The following is a 17,052-nucleotide window of genomic DNA, read 5'->3' on the forward strand; positions in this document are numbered from 1 at the left end:
CCGGGGACGACACCCCCCGGGGTACGACCCGGCCGGCAGGCGGTCCGGACCAGTTCGGTCCGTCTGCCGGACAACCGGTCGCCCGGCCCCTCAGGAGGGCCGGGCGGTCTAGGTTCTGGCCCATGGGGACGCACGGCCGTGCCGAGGAGCTGCAGCGGCTGACCGCGCACGTCCTCGAGCGCCGCGCCGTGCTCGTCGTCGGCGCCCCCGGCGCGGGCCGCACCCACCTGCTGCACCACCTGAGCAACCAGCTGGACGTCGCGCAGGTCCCGCACCTGCTGGTCCGCGGCTCCGACGGCGAGGCCGGCATCCCCCTGGTCGCGTTCGCCCCGCTGCTGGCCCGCTTCCAGGTGGACCCCGGCGGCGACGACCAACGGTCGGCGATCGAGGTCTACACGCGCCTGCCCCCACGGGTCGCGGCCTCCGGGCTGGCGGTGCTGGTGGACGACCTGCCGCTGCTCACCCGGGCCTCCCAGGTGCTGCTCGCCCAGCTCGCCCGCGCGGGCGCAGCGGTCGTCGCCACGACCCACGACCTCGACACCGTCCCCCGCGCGGTCCTCGACGACGTCGGCGGTCCCCGCGGGTGGCTGGTCGAGGAGCTCGGTCCGCTCACCGACGACGCGGTGCTCGCCATGGCGGCCGACCTGCTCGGCGACCAGCTCTCCGCCCCCTCCGCCGCGTCCGTGCTCCGCCACGCCGGCGGCAACCCCTTCGTCGTCCGCGAGCTGGTCGCGAACCACGGCGCCCGGCCCTCTACCGGCCCGGGCGGCGTCGAGCTGGGCCCACTGCGGGTGACGCCGCGGCTCGCCGACCTCGTGTCCCGTCGCCTGGAGCGGCTCGACGCCCCCGCCCACACGGCACTCGAGCTGCTGTCGGTGACCGGCCCCCTCCCGAGGACGGCCCTGGACCCGCAGGCCGTCGCCCTCCTGGAGGAGGAGGGGCTCCTAGGTCACGACGACGACGCCCCACCCGACGCGGTGGGGGTCGCGGACCCGCTGCTCCCGGCGGTGGTCGTGGACGGTCTGGACCACGACCGCAGGACGCAGCTGTTGCGGAGGGGGGCTGCGCTGCTCGCCGGGCGCCCCGCCTGGGGCGACGTCGAGGTCCGGCTCCTGACCCGCACGGCCGCCGACGTCGACCCCGCGCGGCTCCTGGAGGTCGCCGGCCGCGACCTGGCCCGGGGGCGGGCGGCGGCGGCGCTCGAGCTGCTCGACCGGCTGCCGTCGGACGCCACGCTCCGCCCCGCTGCCCGGCTGCTGCGCGGGGCCGCCCTGTCGAGCGAGGAGCAGCTGACGGCGGCCGAGACCGAGCTCGTCGCGGCGCTGGCGACCGACGACGAGCGCACCCGGCTGGCCGCCGGCCACGAGCTGGGCCTGCTGCTGGCCGTCCGCGCGCAGCGCCCCGCGGACGCGGTGACCCGGGTGCAGGCCGTGCTGGACACCCTCGTCGACCCGACGCGCCGCCGTCTCCTGGCCGGTGACCTGGTCAAGTGGCGGCTGATGGCCGGGCTGCCGGTCGAGTCGGTGCCCGGGTCGCCCCACGCCGACGAGACCGACCACGCCGCGGTCGTCAACGGGGCGGTCATCGGGGCGATGATCGCCTCCCTGGACGGTGCCCCGGCCCAGGCCCGGGAGCTGGTCAGGACCGGTACGGAGTCACTGGCCCGGACCGACACGGTGCCGACGTACGTCGGTCACCTGCTGCGGCTCTCCGCCTACCTCGCCGACGCCTTCGACGGCCGGCTCGCCGCCGCCGAGGAGGTCGCCCACGCGCACCGACGTCGCGCCGCGCAGGTGGCCGACCCGAGCCTGGGCATGTGGGAGTACGCCACCGCCGAGCTCGCCCTGCACGCAGGGCGGCTCACCGACGCGGAGGTGCTCGTGGAGCGCGCCGTGCGCCACCTGGCCTGGCGCGACTTCACCGGGCTGCGCCCCAGCGCCACGGCCCTGCGCGCCGCCGTGCTGGCCCGCCGTGGGGACCAGGACGCCGCGGAGGCGCTCGCAGCGAGCCTCCCGCCCGAGCAGGTCGCGGACGTGAAGGTCGCGCTGCACCTGGCGCGGGTCCGCGCGCAGCGGTACCTGGTGGACGGCGACCCTGCCGGCGCCGGCACCGAGCTGGCCACCGTCGCCCTGCAGGCCATCGAGCAGTCCCACCGCCACCTCGGGCTGCTCGCCCTCGACGACGCGGTGCTGGCCGACCCCGCCTCGGCCCCCGACCGCTCCGCCCTGCTCGCCGAGCACGTGCACCCCGAGGCGGCCCTGGGGGCCGTGCTGCTCCGGCGTACGCGTGCCATCGCCCGCGGCGACGCCGTGGAGCTGGCCGAGGTGGCCTCGGAGCTGGAGCGTGTCGGCCTGCCCGGGCGGGCGGCGGCCTGCCTGGGGACCGCCAGGGAGCTGTTCGAGAGAGCCGGCCGGGGCGAGGCGGAGCGTCGGGCCCACCTGCGTCAGCTGACCGTGCTGGCCGACCACGACGCGGTCAGCTGGCCGCCGCGCAACCGACCCGCGCTGCTCTCACCGCGCGAGCTGGAGGTGGCCCGGCTGGCCGCCGCACGGCTGCGCAGCAGGGAGATCGCGGAGAGGTGCGGGCTGTCGGTCCGCACGGTCGACAACCACCTCGCCCGGGTCTACCGCAAGCTCGGAGTGGGAGGTCGTGACGACCTCCCCGACGCCCTGGCCGCCCTGGGTGGCTCGGTGGTCGGCCACGTCGTGGCTGCGGGTGTCGACGGCCCGCCGGCCGCTCCGGAGGGCCCCGTGACGGGACCCCGGGCCGACCCCTCCCCAGACCCCCGGCCAGAACCCCAGCGCGAGGAACCGCGCGGTCCCGTCGCCGCTGAGTAGTTCTTGCTCGTACCCGGCCGCGCGGGCAATCACGAGGATGGCCGCATGACTCCCTCCACGCTCCCGGCCCGGCGCCTGCTCGCCGCCACCGTCCTGCCCCTGCTCGCCCTCACGGCCTGCGGCGGGGACGACTCCTCCGCTGCCGACCCCCCCACGACCACCCCCGGTGCCGCCGACGTCGCCGCGGGCTTCGACGAGGCGCTGGAGACGGTCGAGGAGCTGCCCGAGGACACCGTGCTCGACGCCGTCGGCCAGGCCGTGGTGACCGTCCTGTCCGCCGCGAGCGGCTACGAGATCGAGGACGGCACCCTCTACGTCACGGTCGACGGCGGCTCGGAGAACGCCCTCAGCAACTGCCAGATCGTCCTCGGAGCGGCCGGAGCCCTCACCGACGACCCGAGCGTGGTGCTGCGCTACGACTCCGAGGACGTCGACTGCTCCGAGGTCAGCTGAGCGTCGTCAGCAGCTGCGTGGCGCGGGTGAGCACGACGTAGAGCGTGGCCCGGCCGGTCTGGGACTCGTCCTCGATCTCCTGGGGACGCACGACCACGATGCCGTCGAACTCCAGCCCCTTGGTGTCCAGGCCGGTCAGCACCACCACCCGGTCGTCGCCCGAGGGCGTGACCGAGGAGTCGACGGCCGCGCGCGCCCCCGAGGCGTGCTCGGCGTGCTCGGGCCAGGAGGCCAGCCAGGCGTTGACCTCCGAGCGCCGCGCGGCGGGTACGACGACGGCGACCGTGCCGGCGACCTGCTCGACGATCTCGCCGACCGCCTCGCGGGTGGCCGCCTCGAGGTCGGTCACGCCCTCGCGCACCACCGGCTCGACGCCGGTCGAGCGCACGGCGGTCGGGAGGTCGGCGTCGAGGCCGACCCGACGGGCGTAGTCGGCGGCGAAGGCGTAGATCTCCGAGGAGTTGCGGTAGTTGGTCGAGAGGTGGAACTCGTGGACCGGCTTGCCCTCGAGCGCCTCGGCCCGCGCCTGCGCCGACTCGGCCGGCACCGGCCACGACGACTGCGCCGGGTCGCCGACGATGGTCCACGTCGCCGTACGGCCACGGCGGCCGACCATCCGCCACTGCATGGGCGTGAGGTCCTGCGCCTCGTCGACCAGCACGTGGGCGTAGGGGTCGTCCTCGATCCTGTGCGTCGGCGGCTGCCAGGCCCGGCCGGACGGCGCGAACTCGCGGTCGGCGGCGGTCATCAGCTCGGCGACGTCGTGCCCGCCCTCGAGGAGGCCGGTGTCGTCGAGCGAGGCCTCGTCGTCGGTGCGCTGCGGGACGTCGCCCACGGCGTAGCGCAGCTCGTCGAGCAGCGGTACGTCCTGGATCGACAGGTCGGGCGCACCGGACCAGGACTTCACCAGCAGCCGCTGCTCCTCGGGGGTCAGCAGCCCCTCGGCCACCCGGCCCAGGAAGTCCGGCTCGCGCAGCCAGCCGAGGACCTCGCGGGCCTCCAGCGGCGGCCACCAGTCGGCCACGAACTGCAGGAAGCGGGTGTCGTCGAGCAGGTCGTCGACCATCTTCTCCTTGCCGCGCTCGCGACCGCGCTCGCTGCGCACCTGGCGCCACATCACGTCCAGCAGCGCCTGCGGCACCCGCGGCAGCTGCCGGTTGCGGCGGCCCTGTGACATCAGGTTGCGCCGGACCCGGCCGAGGCTGCCGCGGTCCAGGGTCAGGACGTCGTCGTACCAGAAGACCCGGAAGTCCGTCGGGCTGCCGGGTGCCTGCTGGCGCGCGGCGCGGCGCAGCACCTCGGCCATCCGCGCCGAGCCCTTGACCTCGGCGACCGCCGGCTCGTCCTGGCGGGTGGTGCGCACCCCGTCGACGACCTCGCCCAGGGAGCGCAGGGCGACGGCGGTCTCGCCGAGCGAGGGCAGCACCCGCTCGATGTAGCGCATGAAGACACCGCTCGGGCCGACGACCAGCACGCCGCCGGTCTCGTAGCGCCGTCGGTCGGTGTAGAGCAGGTACGCCGCGCGGTGCAGCGCCACGACCGTCTTGCCGACCCCCGGGCCGCCGGAGATGGCGACGACGCCCTTCGCGGGAGCGCGGATCGCCTGGTCCTGCTCGGCCTGGATGGTGGCGACGATGGAGTGCATGGTGCGGTCGCGGGCGCGGGAGAGCTGGGCCATCAGGGCGCCCTCACCGACGATCGGAAGGTCGAGGTCGTGGACTTCGAGCGCCTCGGCGTCCAGCAGCTCGTCCTCGACACCGACGACGGTCGCGCCGGTGCAGCGCAGCACCCGACGTCGTACGACGTCGTGCGGCGTGGCGGCGGTCGCCTGGTAGAACACCGCCGCGGCCGGGGCCCGCCAGTCGATGAGCAGGCTGTCGCGCTCGGCGTTGCGCAGCCCGATGCGCCCGACGTACCGCGGCTCGGGGTCGACGTCGGGGCTGAGGTCGAGGCGGCCGAAGACCAGGCCCTCGTGGGCGGCGTCGAGCTGGGCGATGCGGCGCGCGGCCTGGAAGACCATCGCGTCGCGCTCCACGAGACCACCCTCGTGGCCGAGCCGGCCGCGGTCGTGGCCCTCGCGGGCGAGCCGCTGGGCGGCCTCGGAGGAGGCGGCCAGCTGGACGTACACCCCGTCGACGTACTCCTGCTCGCGCGCGATCTCGGCTGCTGCGAGGTCCTCGGTCACCGCGTCCTGCTCCCTGTCCACCGGGCCGCCTCGGGGGCGGCCGCACGCCTGCTGCTCGCGCCGTCCGGACCCCTGGGAGGAGCGCGGGCGGCAAGCAGCCGACTTTACCGGTCCCCGCACCCCGGGCGGGACCGGAGGTGCGCAGTCGGGGCGCGGCGGGGGTGTGGCTCTTCTCACCCGGGCCCGGCCACGCTCCCGGCGCCGCCGGGCGCAGTCCACGAAGCGGTGGTCCGCGGCCGCGGTGGCTACCATCGGCCACTGGCCCGCCGGGTGCGACGTCGACGGCGACGTCCCCCTGCCTCGGGCCTGCCCGCCCCCGCACCCCACGCTTCCCCGCGAGGACCCAGGACCGACGTGAGCCAGCCCAGCACGCCCTCCCGCCTGCACCGGAGCCTGCCCGTGGCAGCCGTCCTGCTGGCGGTGGTCACGATCCTGGCCCTGGCCGCGTCGACGATGAGCAGCCCGGCGCCGTCGGAGGACCCCCTCACCGTGAGCGCCACCGCGCAGGCGCCCGTGGAGTCCCCCGGTGACGAGCGGCCCAACATCATCTTGTTCTCCACCGACGACCAGCGGCTCGACGAGATGGTCTTCCTGCCCAAGACCAACGAGCTCATCGGCGCGGCGGGCCTCACCTTCACCGAGGCGCTGACCCCGCACCCGCTGTGCTGTCCCGCCCGCGCCGAGCTGATGACCGGCCAGCTGGCGCAGAACAACGGCGTCCGCACCAACTTCCCGCCGCAGGGCGGTTACGAGGCCTTCGACCCGACCTCGACCATCGGCACCGACCTCTCGGCGGCGGGCTACAACACCGCCTTCCTCGGCAAGCCGCTCAACGGCTACCACTACAGCTACGGCCGCGACCCGGGCTGGACGCTGTTCAACGCCACCAGCCACGGGTACGCCGACTACTACAAGTTCGTGCAGTACGACAACGGCGAGGTCGCCCGGATCCCGGGCTACTACACCGACTACCTGTCGGAGAAGGCCGTCGAGTACGCCCACCAGCTCAGCAGCTACGACGCCCCCTTCTTCATGTGGGTCAGCCACTTCGGTCCGCACCCCGCCAAGGGGCGCGAGGGCTGCCACGACTCCTCGTGCAAGAACGGCCCGCCGAAGATGTCGCCGGGCTACCGGGCGATGACCCGCCTCACCGGCCAGCGTCCCCACGAGGCGCAGGCCGCCGAGCTGGCCCGCGACATCGTCTCGAGCCCGTCCTTCAACGAGCGCGACGTCTCCGACAAGCCCCACGTCATCCGCAAGCAGTCCCCCGCCGCGGCCCGCAAGGTGGTGCGCACCCAGCAGGCGCGCGCGGGAGCGCTCGCGTCGGTCGACGACGCGCTCGCGCAGCTGGTGGAGCAGCTCGAGGAGGACGGGGAGCTCGACAACACCTACATCGTCTTCATCACCGACAACGGCTACCAGCTCGGCGAGCACCGGTGGTTCGGCAAGACGCTGCCCTACGAGGAGAACCTGCGCACGCCGATGCTCGTGCGCGGTCCCGGCATCGCTCCCGGCACCACCACCGACTCGATCGCCACCATCGTCGACCTCGTGCCGACCTTCCTCGACATCGCCGACGCCGACTCCGACCGGCTCCTGGACGGCGTCTCGCTGCTCTCGACCTGGCGCGGGGAGACCGACGAGGCCCTGCACCCCGGCGGCGTGCTCATCCAGGGCGGTGCCTACAAGCCCGAGACCGGTCCCCGCGGCTGGCTCTACCGCGGCGTGCGGACCGCTCGCTACACCTACGTCCGCTACTTCGACGGGTTCGTGGAGCTCTACGACCGGGCCAGCGACCCCGACCAGCTCCGCTCGGTCGCCGGCCAGCCGCGCTACCGCGCCCTGCAGGCCGAGCTGGCCCGCCGCACCCGTCTGCTGCAGGACTGCGCCGGCCCGGGGCCGTGCAACCGCACCTTCGGGCCGCTCCCGCACCTCGGTCGCTGACGGGGTTGCAGGCGGGTCCGGCAGGATGCTCGCATGAGCGAGCAGCCCCAGGTCCAGGTCACGTACGACGTCAGCGACGGCGTCGCCACGATCACCCTCGACTCCCCGCACAACCGCAACGCGCTCTCCCGGGCGCTGGTCGGCGGGTTGTCCGAGGCCCTCGAGCGGGCGGCTGAGGACGACTCGGCACGCGTGGTGGTCATCGCCGCCACGGGCTCGGTGTTCTGCTCCGGCGCGGACCTCTCCGAGGCGGCCGCCGGGTCGATGGAGGAGGGCGCCCGCGAGATCGTCCGGCTGCAGCGGGTGATCCTCATGCACCCGAAGCCGGTCGTGTGCCGACTCCAGGGGCCGGTGCGCGCGGGCGGGACCGGCATCGTGGCGGCCGCCGACGTGGTGGTCGCCTCCGAGGCCGCCACGTTCGCGCTCACCGAGGTCAAGCTCGGCCTGGCGCCCGCGGCGATCTCGCTCACCGTCTTCCCGCGGATGACCTCGCGGGCCGCGGCGCTGCGGGCACTGGGCGGCGAGGTGTTCAGCGCCGCCCAGGCCCAGGCGGACGGGCTGGTGACCGAGGTCGTGCCCGCCGACGGGCTCGACGCGGCCCTCGCGACGGTCACCGCTTCGCTGGCCACCGGCGCCCTCCAGGGGCTGCGGGAGACCAAGAAGCTGCTCAACGCCCCGCTCGTGGAGCACCTCGACGCCCACGGCCGCGACGTGGCCGCCCTCTCCGCCCGCCTCTTCGGCAGCGAGGAGGCCAAGGAGGCGATGACCGCCTTCCTCTCCCGCAAGCGCTGACGCCGAGCCGGCGTATCAATACGCCGGTTCGACCCACCCAGCCCGCCGAGCCGGCGTATCAATACGCCGGTTCGACCCACCCGGCCCGCCCGAACCGGCGCACACTTCCGGAAAGGCCGCGCCGGTTCGACGTCACACCCGTCGGAATCCGGGTCGGCTCCGAACCACCCCCATGAGCACCCCCATGCACGGACGACCGAGCCGACGACTGACCTGGGCAGGCTTCGGCCTGCTCTCCACCCTCGCCGGCACGGCCGCGGGACACCTGGTGGCCAGCCTGGACAGGATCGACTCCTCCCCGGTGCTCGCCGTGGGCTCGACGGTCATCGACGCCACCCCCACCCCCGTGAAGGAGTGGGCGATCCGGAACTTCGGCACCGCCGACAAGCCGATCCTCATCGGCAGCGTGCTGGCCGGGGTCCTGGTCCTCGCCGCCGTCGCCGGCCTGCTGGCCCGGCGCCGCCTGGTCCTGGGACTGGGCCTGCAGGGGCTGCTGGTGGCCGTGGCCACCGCCGCCGCCCTGACCAACTCCGGCGCGACCGCGGGCGACGCGGTCCCCGGAATCGCGACCGCGGTGGTGGGTCTCGGCACGCTCGTGCTGCTCGCCAGGGCGGCCTCGGCGACGCCCGGCACGGCCGAGGACGGCGCCACCGGGGACGGCGCCACCGGGGACGGCGCGGGCGGGGACGCCGAGTCGGGCGGCAGCAGCCGTCGCGGGGTCCTGGTCGCCGCGGGCGTGATCGCCCTGGCAGCCACGGTCATGGCTGGCGCCGGACAGCTCATCCGCAAGTTCCGCGCCCGCCCCGAGGACGTCACGCTCCCAACCCCCGACGACCCGGCCGGCTCGTTCCCGAAGGGCCTGGACGACCAGGTCGACGGCATCAGCCCCCTGCGGGTGCCCAACGAGGACTTCTACCGCGTCGACACCCGGCTGGACACCCCGGTGGTCGACCTCGAGAGCTGGACGCTGACCATCGACGGCGACGTCGACCGGGAGGTCACGCTCACCTTCGACGACCTGCTCGAGATGGAGATCATCGAGCGCGACATCACGCTGACCTGCGTCTCCAACTCCGTCGGCGGCGAGTTCGTCGGCGGCGCCCGCTGGCTGGGCGTGCGGCTCACCGACGTGCTCGAGCTCGCCGGCGTGGGCACCACCGCCGACCAGATGCTCTCCACCGACTTCGACGGCATGACCATCTCCACGCCGCTGGACCTCGCGACCGACGGCCGCGACGCGATGATCGCGATCGGCATGAACGGCGAGGCCCTGCCGCGGGCGCACGGGTTCCCCGCCCGCCTGGTGATCCCCGGCCTGTACGGCTTCATCAGCGCGACCAAGTGGGTCACCCGCCTCACCCTGACGACGTACGCCGACAGCACGGCCTACTGGACCGACCGCGGCTGGGCCACGGACGCCCCCATCAAGATCTCCACCCGCATCGACACCCCCAACGCGCTGGACCGCCTGCCCGCGGGCGAGGTCGTGATCGGTGGCGTGGCGTGGGCGCAGCAGCGTGGTGGCGTCGACAAGGTCCAGGTCCAGGTGGACGGCGGCGGTTGGCGCGACGCCGAGCTGGGTCCTGCGGTCAGCAACGACTACTGGCGCCAGTGGTTCTTCCGCTGGGACGCCGAGCCCGGCTCCCACGCGATCGCCGCCCGCGCGATCAGCGGCGACGGCACCACCCAGACCGACGTGCGCGCCCAGCCCTTCCCCGACGGCGCCTCGGGCGTGCAGTCGCTGATGGTCACCGTCGAGTGATGCCCTGACCAGCTCTGGGGAGCACTGATCACCACAGCGCCCCTGCGTCGAGCCCGGATCCGCCCTGGATCCGGGCTCGATCCGCGCTCAGGGCCGGCCCGGGCCCCGTCCCACGGCACGGCGGATCGGTCGATGTGACCCGGGTCACCGAAATCGACCAATCCGGTCACCCCACTGCCCCGAATGACTCATGTAAGCCAAGCCCCCAGCAACACTGACAGAAAGGCACTTCTCATGAAGCGCACTGCTCTCCGCCGCACCGGCGCCGGTCTCGCCGCTCTCGCCCTCACCGTGGGCCTGGCCGCCTGCTCCTCCGAGGACGACTCCTCCGCCGAGGACACCGGGACCTCGAGCTCGACCTCCTCCGAGACCGAGACCGAGACCGAGGCCACCGCTGGTGACCAGGTCTTCGGCCCCGCCTGTGACGCGGTCCCCACCTCGGGCGCCGGCTCCTTCGACGGCATGGTCCAGGACCCGGTCGCCACCGCCGCCTCGAACAACCCGCTGCTCGGCACCCTGGTGACCGCCGTGGGCGAGGCCGGTCTGGTCGACACCCTGAACGACGCCGAGGCCCTCACGGTCTTCGCGCCCACCGACGACGCCTTCGGCGCCATCCCCGAGGACACCCTGAACGCCGTGCTGGCCGACAAGGACACCCTCACCTCGATCCTGACCTACCACGTCGTGGGCGGTCAGCTCGACCCCGAGGCCGTGGTCGGCAAGCAGGAGACCCTGCAGGGCGGCACCGTGAACGTCAAGGGTGACACCGACGGCATGACCGTCAACGGCGCCAACATCCTGTGCGGCAACATCCCGACCGCCAACGCCACGGTGTACGTCATCGACACCGTGCTCATGCCGTCCTGATCCCACCCTTCCGGACCAGTACGACTGACAGGGACAATCGCCACCATGAGTGAACCGACGTCCCTGCCCACCGGGGCCCCCTCAGCGGGGGCCCCGGTAGGGCCGGACCTCGCCGACCTGCTCCGTGCCAGTGCGCGCGGGGACCAGGTGGCCTTCGCGCAGCTGTACGACGCGACGGCCGCACGGGTCCACGGCATGGCCCTCCGGGTCGTCCGTGACCCGGCCCAGGCCGAGGAGGTCACCCAGGAGGCCTACCTGGAGATCTGGCGGACCGCAGCGCGGTTCGACCCCTCCCGGGGCAGCGCCCTGAGCTGGCTGCTGACCCTGACCCACCGCAAGGCGGTCGACCGGGTGCGGTCGGCCGAGGCGGCCTCCCGCCGCGACACCACGTACCACCAGCAGAACCAGCCCATCGACCACGACGTCACTGCCGAGCAGGCCAACGCCTCGCTCGAGGCGCGCCGGGTCCGAGGGGCGCTCGCCAGCCTCACCGCCGTCCAGCGCGAGGCCGTCGAGCTGGCGTACTTCGGGGGTTACACCCACACCGAGGTCGCCACCATGCTCCAGCTCCCCGTCGGGACCGCGAAGACACGCATCCGCGACGGACTCATCAGACTCCGAGACGCCATGGGGGTAGGCCAGTGAACGACGTGCACGCCCTGAGTGGCGCCTACGCGGTCGACGCGCTCGACGACATCGAGCGCGCTCAGTTCGAACGACACCTCGTCGAGTGCGCCGAGTGCCGCGCCGAGGTCGACTCGCTGCGCGAGGGCGCCGCGATGCTCGCGGACGTCGCGCCCGTCGCCCCGCCGGCGGCGCTGCGCGACCGCATCCTCGCCGAGGTCGCCACCGTGCGGCCGCTCCCTCCCCAGGTCGTGGAGGTGCGCCCCCGGCGCCGTCGATTTCCAGCCCTGGTCGCCGCTGCAGCTGCCGTGGTGACGCTCGGTGTCGGCGCCCCGATCGCCTACCAGGCGCTCTCCTCCGACACCCCGTCGGTCGACGTCAGCGCCACCGAGCGGGTGCTGCGCGCCGCCGACACCGAGAAGTACGTCCAGCGCTTCGACGACGGCTCCAGGGCCACCGTCTACCGCTCCAAGGCACTCGGCCAGGCCGTCATCGTCACCGAGGGCATGGCCGACCCGGGCGAGGGCAAGGTCTACGAGCTCTGGCTCGACCACGACGGCGAGATGGTCGCCGCCGGGTTCATGCCCAAGGGCCCGGACAACACCGTGCTGCTCTCCGGGGACGCCGCGGCCGCCGAGGGCGTGGGCATCACCGTCGAGCCCGAGGGCGGCTCCGACGAGCCCAACCTCGAGACCGCCGTCGTCTTCGCCTTCGACGCCTGATGGAGACCCAGCACCCGCCGCGCACCGTCGCGGTCGTGGGCTCCGGCGTCGCCGGCCTGGTGGCCGCCTACGTCGCCTCCCGCACCGCGACGGTCACGGTCTACGAGGCCGACGACCGGCTCGGCGGGCACGCCGACACCCACGACGTCGTCGACCCCACCGGCACCCGGCTGGGCATCGACACCGGCTTCATCGTCCACAACCGACGCACCTACCCGACCCTGCTGCGGGTCTTCGCCGAGCTCGGCGTGGCCACGCAGGAGTCGGAGATGTCGATGTCGATCCGCGACGACGACTCCGACCTGGAGTGGGCCGGCGCCCTGGGTCGTCAGGGAGTCATCCCCACCCGCGGGCACCTGCGCCGCCCGGCGTACCTGCGGATGCTGGCGGAGATCCCCCGCTTCCACCGCCGCGCCAAGGCGCTGCTGGAGCAGTCCGCTGGTCGAGGTGCGAGCGCAACGAGCCTCGAGACCCGGGGCCCGGACCAGACCCTCCAGGAGTTCCTCGACGAGCACGGCTTCTCGCCGTACTTCGTGCGGCACTTCATGGAGCCGCTGGTCGCCGCGGTGTGGTCGTGCGACCCCGAGGTGGCGCTGGAGTACCCCGCGCGCTACCTGTTCTCCTTCCTCTCCCACCACGGGATGCTCAGCATCTTCGGCTCGCCGACCTGGCGCACCGTCTCCGGCGGCTCGCACCGCTACGTCGAGCGGATCGCGGCCGCCCTGGACTCCTCCGGCGGCACCGTCCGCCTCGGCACCAAGGTGACCTCGCTGCTCGAGACCCCGACCGGGGTCGAGATCACCGACGGCAACGGCGAGGTCTCGACGTACGACGCCGTCGTGGTCGCCACGCACCCCCACCAGGCCCTGGCGCTGCTCGCCGAGCCGACCGCCGCGCACCGCGAGGTGCTCGGCGCCATGCCGTACTCCCCCAACACCGCGCTGCTGCACACCGACACCTCGCTGATGCCCCGGCTGACCCAGACCTGGGCCAGCTGGAACTTCATGCGGCCCGGCGCCGCCCAGGAGCGGCCCGACGGCAGCGACGGCGTGGTCGTCACCTACGACCTGACCCGCCTGCAGCGGCTGCCCACCGACACCCACTACCTGGTGACCCTCGGCGGGGAGCACCTCGTCGACCCGAGCACCGTGATCGACCGGATGGAGTACGAGCACCCGCTCTACACCCCCGAGTCGGTGGCCGCCCAGCGTCGACTCCCCGAGCTCGACACCGACCGGGTCGCCTTCGCCGGTGCCTACCACGGCTGGGGCTTCCACGAGGACGGCGCGCGCTCGGGCCTCGCGGCCGTCGAGCGCCTGGGGCTCACCTGGCCCGAGCCGGTGGTCGAGCAGCAAGGAGCGCCAGCGACGAGCGGGCGTCGAGACCTCCGCACCCCCGCGCTCTACCGCACCACCATCACCCACACCCGGCGCCAGCCCTTCGAGCGCACGTTCACCCACCGCTCCCACACCTGGCTGGTCGACGTCGACGAGCTGCCCGACCACCGTCCGCTGGCCTTCGCCCGCGGCACGTTCGAGGCCCGCGACCACCTCGGCTCGCCGGACCGGAGCCTGCGGCAGAACCTCGAGGCCTTCCTCGCCACCGAGGGCGTCACCCTGGACCCCGCCGGGCGAATCCTGCTGGCCACCCAGCCCCGGGCGTTCAGCTACTGCTTCAACCCGATCAGCGTCTGGTGGTGCCTGGACCACCTCGGCCGCCGCGAGGCGACGGTCGTGGAGGTGCACAACACCTACGGCGACCGGCACGCCTACCTCGTCGACCCCGACGAGCAGGGCCGGGCCCGCACCGACAAGGCGATGTACGTCTCGCCGTTCCACGGCACCGACGGCCACTACGAGCTCGCGGTGCCGCTGCCCGGTGAGCGGCTGCACGTCGCCGTCACCCTGCACGCCGAGGGGACGAGGTTCAGCGCGTCCCTCGCGGGACACCGGAGCGATGCGGGCGCGCTGCGCTCGACGTCGGCGGCCCTGCGCGGCTCGGCCCTGATCCGGATGCACGGGATCTGGCTGTGGCTGCGCCGACTGCCGGTCCGACCCCGCCCCACCCACGCCCAGCTCGCGGTCCAGCCCACCCGCCGCACCGCAGACCGACCCGCCGTCCACACCTCAGAGGCAGGCACCCGACGATGACCGAGACACCCGCCCGTCCCACCACCCCGCCCGACACCACCCGCTGGCCGGGCCTCGACGCCCCCGCCACCGGCCCCCGCACCCGGGTCTCGGCCGCGGTCGCGCGCAAGCTGTTCTGCGGCGCCGTCGAGCGGCTCGACGTCACCGTGCACCTCGAGGGCCGCACCCTGGGCCGGGGCGGCCCGGAGATGACCATCCACCACCCCGAGGAGTTCTTCGCCCGGGTCGGCCGGCACCAGCTCATCGGCTTCGGCGAGGCCTACCTCACCGGCGCGTGGGACGCCCCCGACCTCGGTGGCTTCCTCACCGTGCTGGCCGCGGAGATCTCCGACCTGGTGCCGCGGCCGTTGCAGTCGATGCGCTCGGTGATCGTGAAGCGTCCGCCGCGGCGGCAGCGGTCGAGCAAGCAGAACTCACGCTCCAACATCGCGCACCACTACGACCTGTCCAACGACCTGTTCCGGCTCTTCCTGGACGAGACGCTGAGCTACTCCGCCGCGCTGTGGGACACCTCGGTCAGCACCGTCCCCGACACCCTCAACGGCCGCCCGGGCTCCCGGCTGCAGGCCGCGCCGCCGGGCACGGTCGCCACCGACTCGCTGGCCGAGGCGTCGGGCCGCAAGATCGAGCGGCTGCTCGACGCCGCCGGCGTCACCGAGGGCACCAGCGTGCTGGAGATCGGCACCGGCTGGGGCGAGCTGGCCATCCGCGCCGCCCGCCGCGGCGCGACGGTCCACTCGATCACGTTGTCCTCGGAGCAGCTGGCGCTGGCCGAGGAGCGCATCGCCGAGGCGGGGTACGCCGACCGGGTGACCGTGGCCCTGTGCGACTACCGCGACCTGGAGGCACCGGTCGGCCCGCACGGCGCGACCGGCTACGACGCCGTGGTGTCGGTGGAGATGATCGAGGCCGTCGGCCACGAGTACTGGCGGACCTACTTCGAGACCATCGACAAGGTGCTGGCCCCCGGCGGCAAGGTCGCCATCCAGGCGATCACCATGCCCCACGACCGGATGCTCGCGACCAGGAACACCTACACCTGGATCCACAAGTACATCTTCCCCGGCGGGCTGCTGCCCTCCGTCGAGGCCGTCGACGAGGTCACCCGCGAGCACACCTCGCTGCGCCTGGTCGAGCGCTTCCAGTTCGGCTCGCACTACGCCGAGACCCTGCGGCTGTGGGACGAGGCGTTCCTGGCCCGCGCCGACGAGGTGGTCGCGCTGGGCTTCGACGACGTGTTCCTGCGGATGTGGCACTTCTACCTGGAGTACTCCCGCGCCGGCTTCGCCTCCGGCTACATCGACGACTACCAGCTGCTCTGGGAGCGCGCGTGACCACGACCCAGCAGTCCTCCGGCACCGCGGCGCCCACCCAGGGCGTCGCCCAGCGCCTGGCCGGTGTCCTCCAGCCCTTCCTCGGTGGCCCGCTGCCCGTCCGGCTGCGCTGCTGGGACGGCTCGGAGTTCGTGCCGCCCGGTGACCCCGCGGCCTCGCCGGTGGTCGAGCTGCGCTCGCCCGACGCCGTACGCCGGCTCCTGTGGCACCCGGGCGAGCTCGGCGCCGCCCAGGCCTACGTCACCGGGGAGCTCGACGTCCCCGAGGTCGACGGGTGGGACCTCGACAAGGCCCTGACCCACGCCTTCGCCGTGGCCGCCGCGCGCGGTCTCTCCGGTGCCCGCCTGCGCCCCGCGGCCGTCGTCGAGGCGGTCCGCACCGCCGTCGGGATCGGGGCCCTCGGCCGCCGCCCGGCGAACCCCGCCACCCAGGCCGACGTGAAGGGCCGGCTGCACAGCAAGCTGCGCGACCGGTCGGCGATCTCCTTCCACTACGACCTCTCCAACGAGTTCTACGAGCTGATCCTCGAGCCGCAGATGGCCTACTCCTGCGGCTACCACTCCTCGCCGGAGCAGTCGCTCGAGGACGCCCAGCGCGCCAAGCTCGACCTGGTCTGCACCAAGCTCGGCCTCGAGCCCGGCATGCGGATGCTCGACGTCGGCTGCGGCTGGGGCTCGCTCTCGCTGCACGCCGCCGAGCACTTCGGCGCCCGGGTCACCGGGGTGACGATCGCCGCGGAGCAGAAGCGCTTCATCGACGCCCGCATCGCCGAGCGCGGTCTGTCCGACCGGGTCGAGATCCGGCTGCAGGACTACCGCGACGCGGTGCCGCCCGCCGGCCAGGAGTACGACGCCGTCGGCTCCCTGGAGATGGGTGAGCACGTCGGCCAGCGCAACTACCCGACGTACGCCCGGGTGCTGCACGACTCCGTGCGGCCCGGTGGCCGGGTGCTGGTGCAGCAGATGTCGCGGTCGGGCAAGTGGCCCGGCGGCGGGCCGTTCATCCAGTCCTTCATCGCTCCCGACATGTACATGCGGCCTGTCGGGGAGACCGTCGCGCTCCTCGAGTCTGGGGGGCTCGAGGTGCGCGACGTCCACGCGATGCGCGAGCACTACGTGCTGACCGTGGCCGGCTGGCTCGAGCGCTTCCACGCCCACCGCGAGCAGCTCGTGGCGCTGATGGGCGAGGAGGTCTACCGCGTCTGGGAGCTCTACCTCGTCGGTGGCGCGATGGCCTTCCGCGACGGCCGGATGGGGGTCGACCAGATCCTCATGGTCCGCCCGGGTGCTGCGCACACCCTGCCGGCGGTGCGAGGGTTCTAGGTCTTCACCGGGTCTTTACCGTTCTCCTGCACCGCACCGTCGCCTGGACCTAGGGTCACG

The 17,052-nt window shown here is 73.8% G+C and carries 12 protein-coding genes; 11 read left to right on the top strand and 1 reads right to left on the bottom strand.

What is annotated here, in order from left to right; genetic code table 11:
* The first annotated feature begins 122 nt into the window (after positions 1-122).
* Together BKA05_RS17125 and BKA05_RS17130 are read left to right on the top strand one after the other, a co-directional pair.
* The gene (locus BKA05_RS17125) at positions 123-2,837 is read left to right on the top strand and encodes a LuxR C-terminal-related transcriptional regulator (RefSeq protein ID WP_179532506.1); all 2,715 of its coding nucleotides are present in this window, start codon (positions 123-125) and stop codon (positions 2,835-2,837) included.
* Between the two features lie 45 nt (positions 2,838-2,882).
* Positions 2,883-3,290 carry a hypothetical protein gene (locus BKA05_RS17130; protein WP_179532507.1) on the top strand — a complete coding sequence of 136 codons (408 nt, stop codon included), beginning with the start codon at positions 2,883-2,885 and terminating at the stop codon, positions 3,288-3,290.
* Here the strand turns inward: BKA05_RS17130 and BKA05_RS17135 are convergent.
* Positions 3,283-5,496, bottom strand: coding sequence for a HelD family protein (locus BKA05_RS17135; protein ID WP_415836769.1), 2,214 nt, complete (start codon positions 5,494-5,496; stop codon positions 3,283-3,285). The two genes, BKA05_RS17130 and BKA05_RS17135, sit on opposite strands and share 8 nt — an antisense overlap.
* Positions 5,497-5,829: 333 nt before the next feature.
* Here BKA05_RS17135 and BKA05_RS17140 point away from each other — a divergent pair, with 333 nt between their 5' ends.
* The 9 genes from BKA05_RS17140 (at position 5,830) to BKA05_RS17180 (ending at position 16,992) form a co-directional block, all read left to right on the top strand.
* Positions 5,830-7,419 (top strand): sulfatase family protein, encoded by a 1,590-nt coding sequence (locus BKA05_RS17140; RefSeq protein ID WP_179532508.1) that lies wholly within the window; start codon positions 5,830-5,832, stop codon positions 7,417-7,419.
* Positions 7,420-7,452: 33 nt separating this feature from the next.
* The gene (locus BKA05_RS17145) at positions 7,453-8,211 is read left to right on the top strand and encodes an enoyl-CoA hydratase-related protein (RefSeq protein ID WP_179532509.1); all 759 of its coding nucleotides are present in this window, start codon (positions 7,453-7,455) and stop codon (positions 8,209-8,211) included.
* Positions 8,212-8,395: 184 nt separating this feature from the next.
* The gene (locus BKA05_RS17150; protein ID WP_179532510.1) at positions 8,396-9,973 is read left to right on the top strand and encodes a molybdopterin-dependent oxidoreductase; all 1,578 of its coding nucleotides are present in this window, start codon (positions 8,396-8,398) and stop codon (positions 9,971-9,973) included.
* Positions 9,974-10,207: 234 nt separating this feature from the next.
* The gene (locus BKA05_RS17155) at positions 10,208-10,840 is read left to right on the top strand and encodes a fasciclin domain-containing protein (RefSeq protein ID WP_179532511.1); all 633 of its coding nucleotides are present in this window, start codon (positions 10,208-10,210) and stop codon (positions 10,838-10,840) included.
* A 45-nt stretch (positions 10,841-10,885) separates the two neighbouring features.
* Positions 10,886-11,485 (top strand): sigma-70 family RNA polymerase sigma factor, encoded by a 600-nt coding sequence (locus BKA05_RS17160; protein WP_179532512.1) that lies wholly within the window; start codon positions 10,886-10,888, stop codon positions 11,483-11,485.
* On the top strand, positions 11,482-12,186 hold the full coding sequence (locus tag BKA05_RS17165; protein WP_179532513.1) for an anti-sigma factor: 705 nt from the start codon (positions 11,482-11,484) through the stop codon (positions 12,184-12,186). Before BKA05_RS17160 ends, BKA05_RS17165 begins: the two co-directional genes overlap by 4 nt.
* Positions 12,186-14,336 (top strand): FAD-dependent oxidoreductase, encoded by a 2,151-nt coding sequence (locus BKA05_RS17170; protein ID WP_179532514.1) that lies wholly within the window; start codon positions 12,186-12,188, stop codon positions 14,334-14,336. The genes BKA05_RS17165 and BKA05_RS17170 overlap by 1 nt, the downstream gene beginning before the upstream one ends.
* Entirely contained in the window at positions 14,333-15,670 is a 1,338-nt protein-coding gene (locus BKA05_RS17175) for a class I SAM-dependent methyltransferase (RefSeq protein WP_179532515.1), read from the top strand. The genes BKA05_RS17170 and BKA05_RS17175 overlap by 4 nt, the downstream gene beginning before the upstream one ends.
* Positions 15,667-16,992: a class I SAM-dependent methyltransferase gene (locus BKA05_RS17180; protein WP_179532516.1), complete on the top strand. Its 1,326-nt coding sequence runs from the start codon at positions 15,667-15,669 to the stop codon at positions 16,990-16,992. The genes BKA05_RS17175 and BKA05_RS17180 overlap by 4 nt, the downstream gene beginning before the upstream one ends.
* Positions 16,993-17,052 lie beyond the last annotated feature (60 nt).

Source organism: Nocardioides marinus (assembly GCF_013408145.1).
GTDB classification, from domain to species: domain Bacteria; phylum Actinomycetota; class Actinomycetes; order Propionibacteriales; family Nocardioidaceae; genus Nocardioides; species Nocardioides marinus.

Excerpts from the sequence above, each read along its gene's own strand:
- BKA05_RS17170 (WP_179532514.1), top strand. The coding sequence starts at position 12,186 with ATGGAGACCCAGCACCCGCCGCGCACCGTCGCGGTCGTGGGCTCCGGC.
- BKA05_RS17160 (WP_179532512.1), top strand. The coding sequence starts at position 10,886 with ATGAGTGAACCGACGTCCCTGCCCACCGGGGCCCCCTCAGCGGGGGCC.
- BKA05_RS17125 (WP_179532506.1), top strand. The coding sequence starts at position 123 with ATGGGGACGCACGGCCGTGCCGAGGAGCTGCAGCGGCTGACCGCGCAC.
- BKA05_RS17150 (WP_179532510.1), top strand. The coding sequence starts at position 8,396 with ATGCACGGACGACCGAGCCGACGACTGACCTGGGCAGGCTTCGGCCTG.
- BKA05_RS17130 (WP_179532507.1), top strand. The coding sequence starts at position 2,883 with ATGACTCCCTCCACGCTCCCGGCCCGGCGCCTGCTCGCCGCCACCGTC.
- BKA05_RS17145 (WP_179532509.1), top strand. The coding sequence starts at position 7,453 with ATGAGCGAGCAGCCCCAGGTCCAGGTCACGTACGACGTCAGCGACGGC.
- BKA05_RS17175 (WP_179532515.1), top strand. The coding sequence starts at position 14,333 with ATGACCGAGACACCCGCCCGTCCCACCACCCCGCCCGACACCACCCGC.
- BKA05_RS17155 (WP_179532511.1), top strand. The coding sequence starts at position 10,208 with ATGAAGCGCACTGCTCTCCGCCGCACCGGCGCCGGTCTCGCCGCTCTC.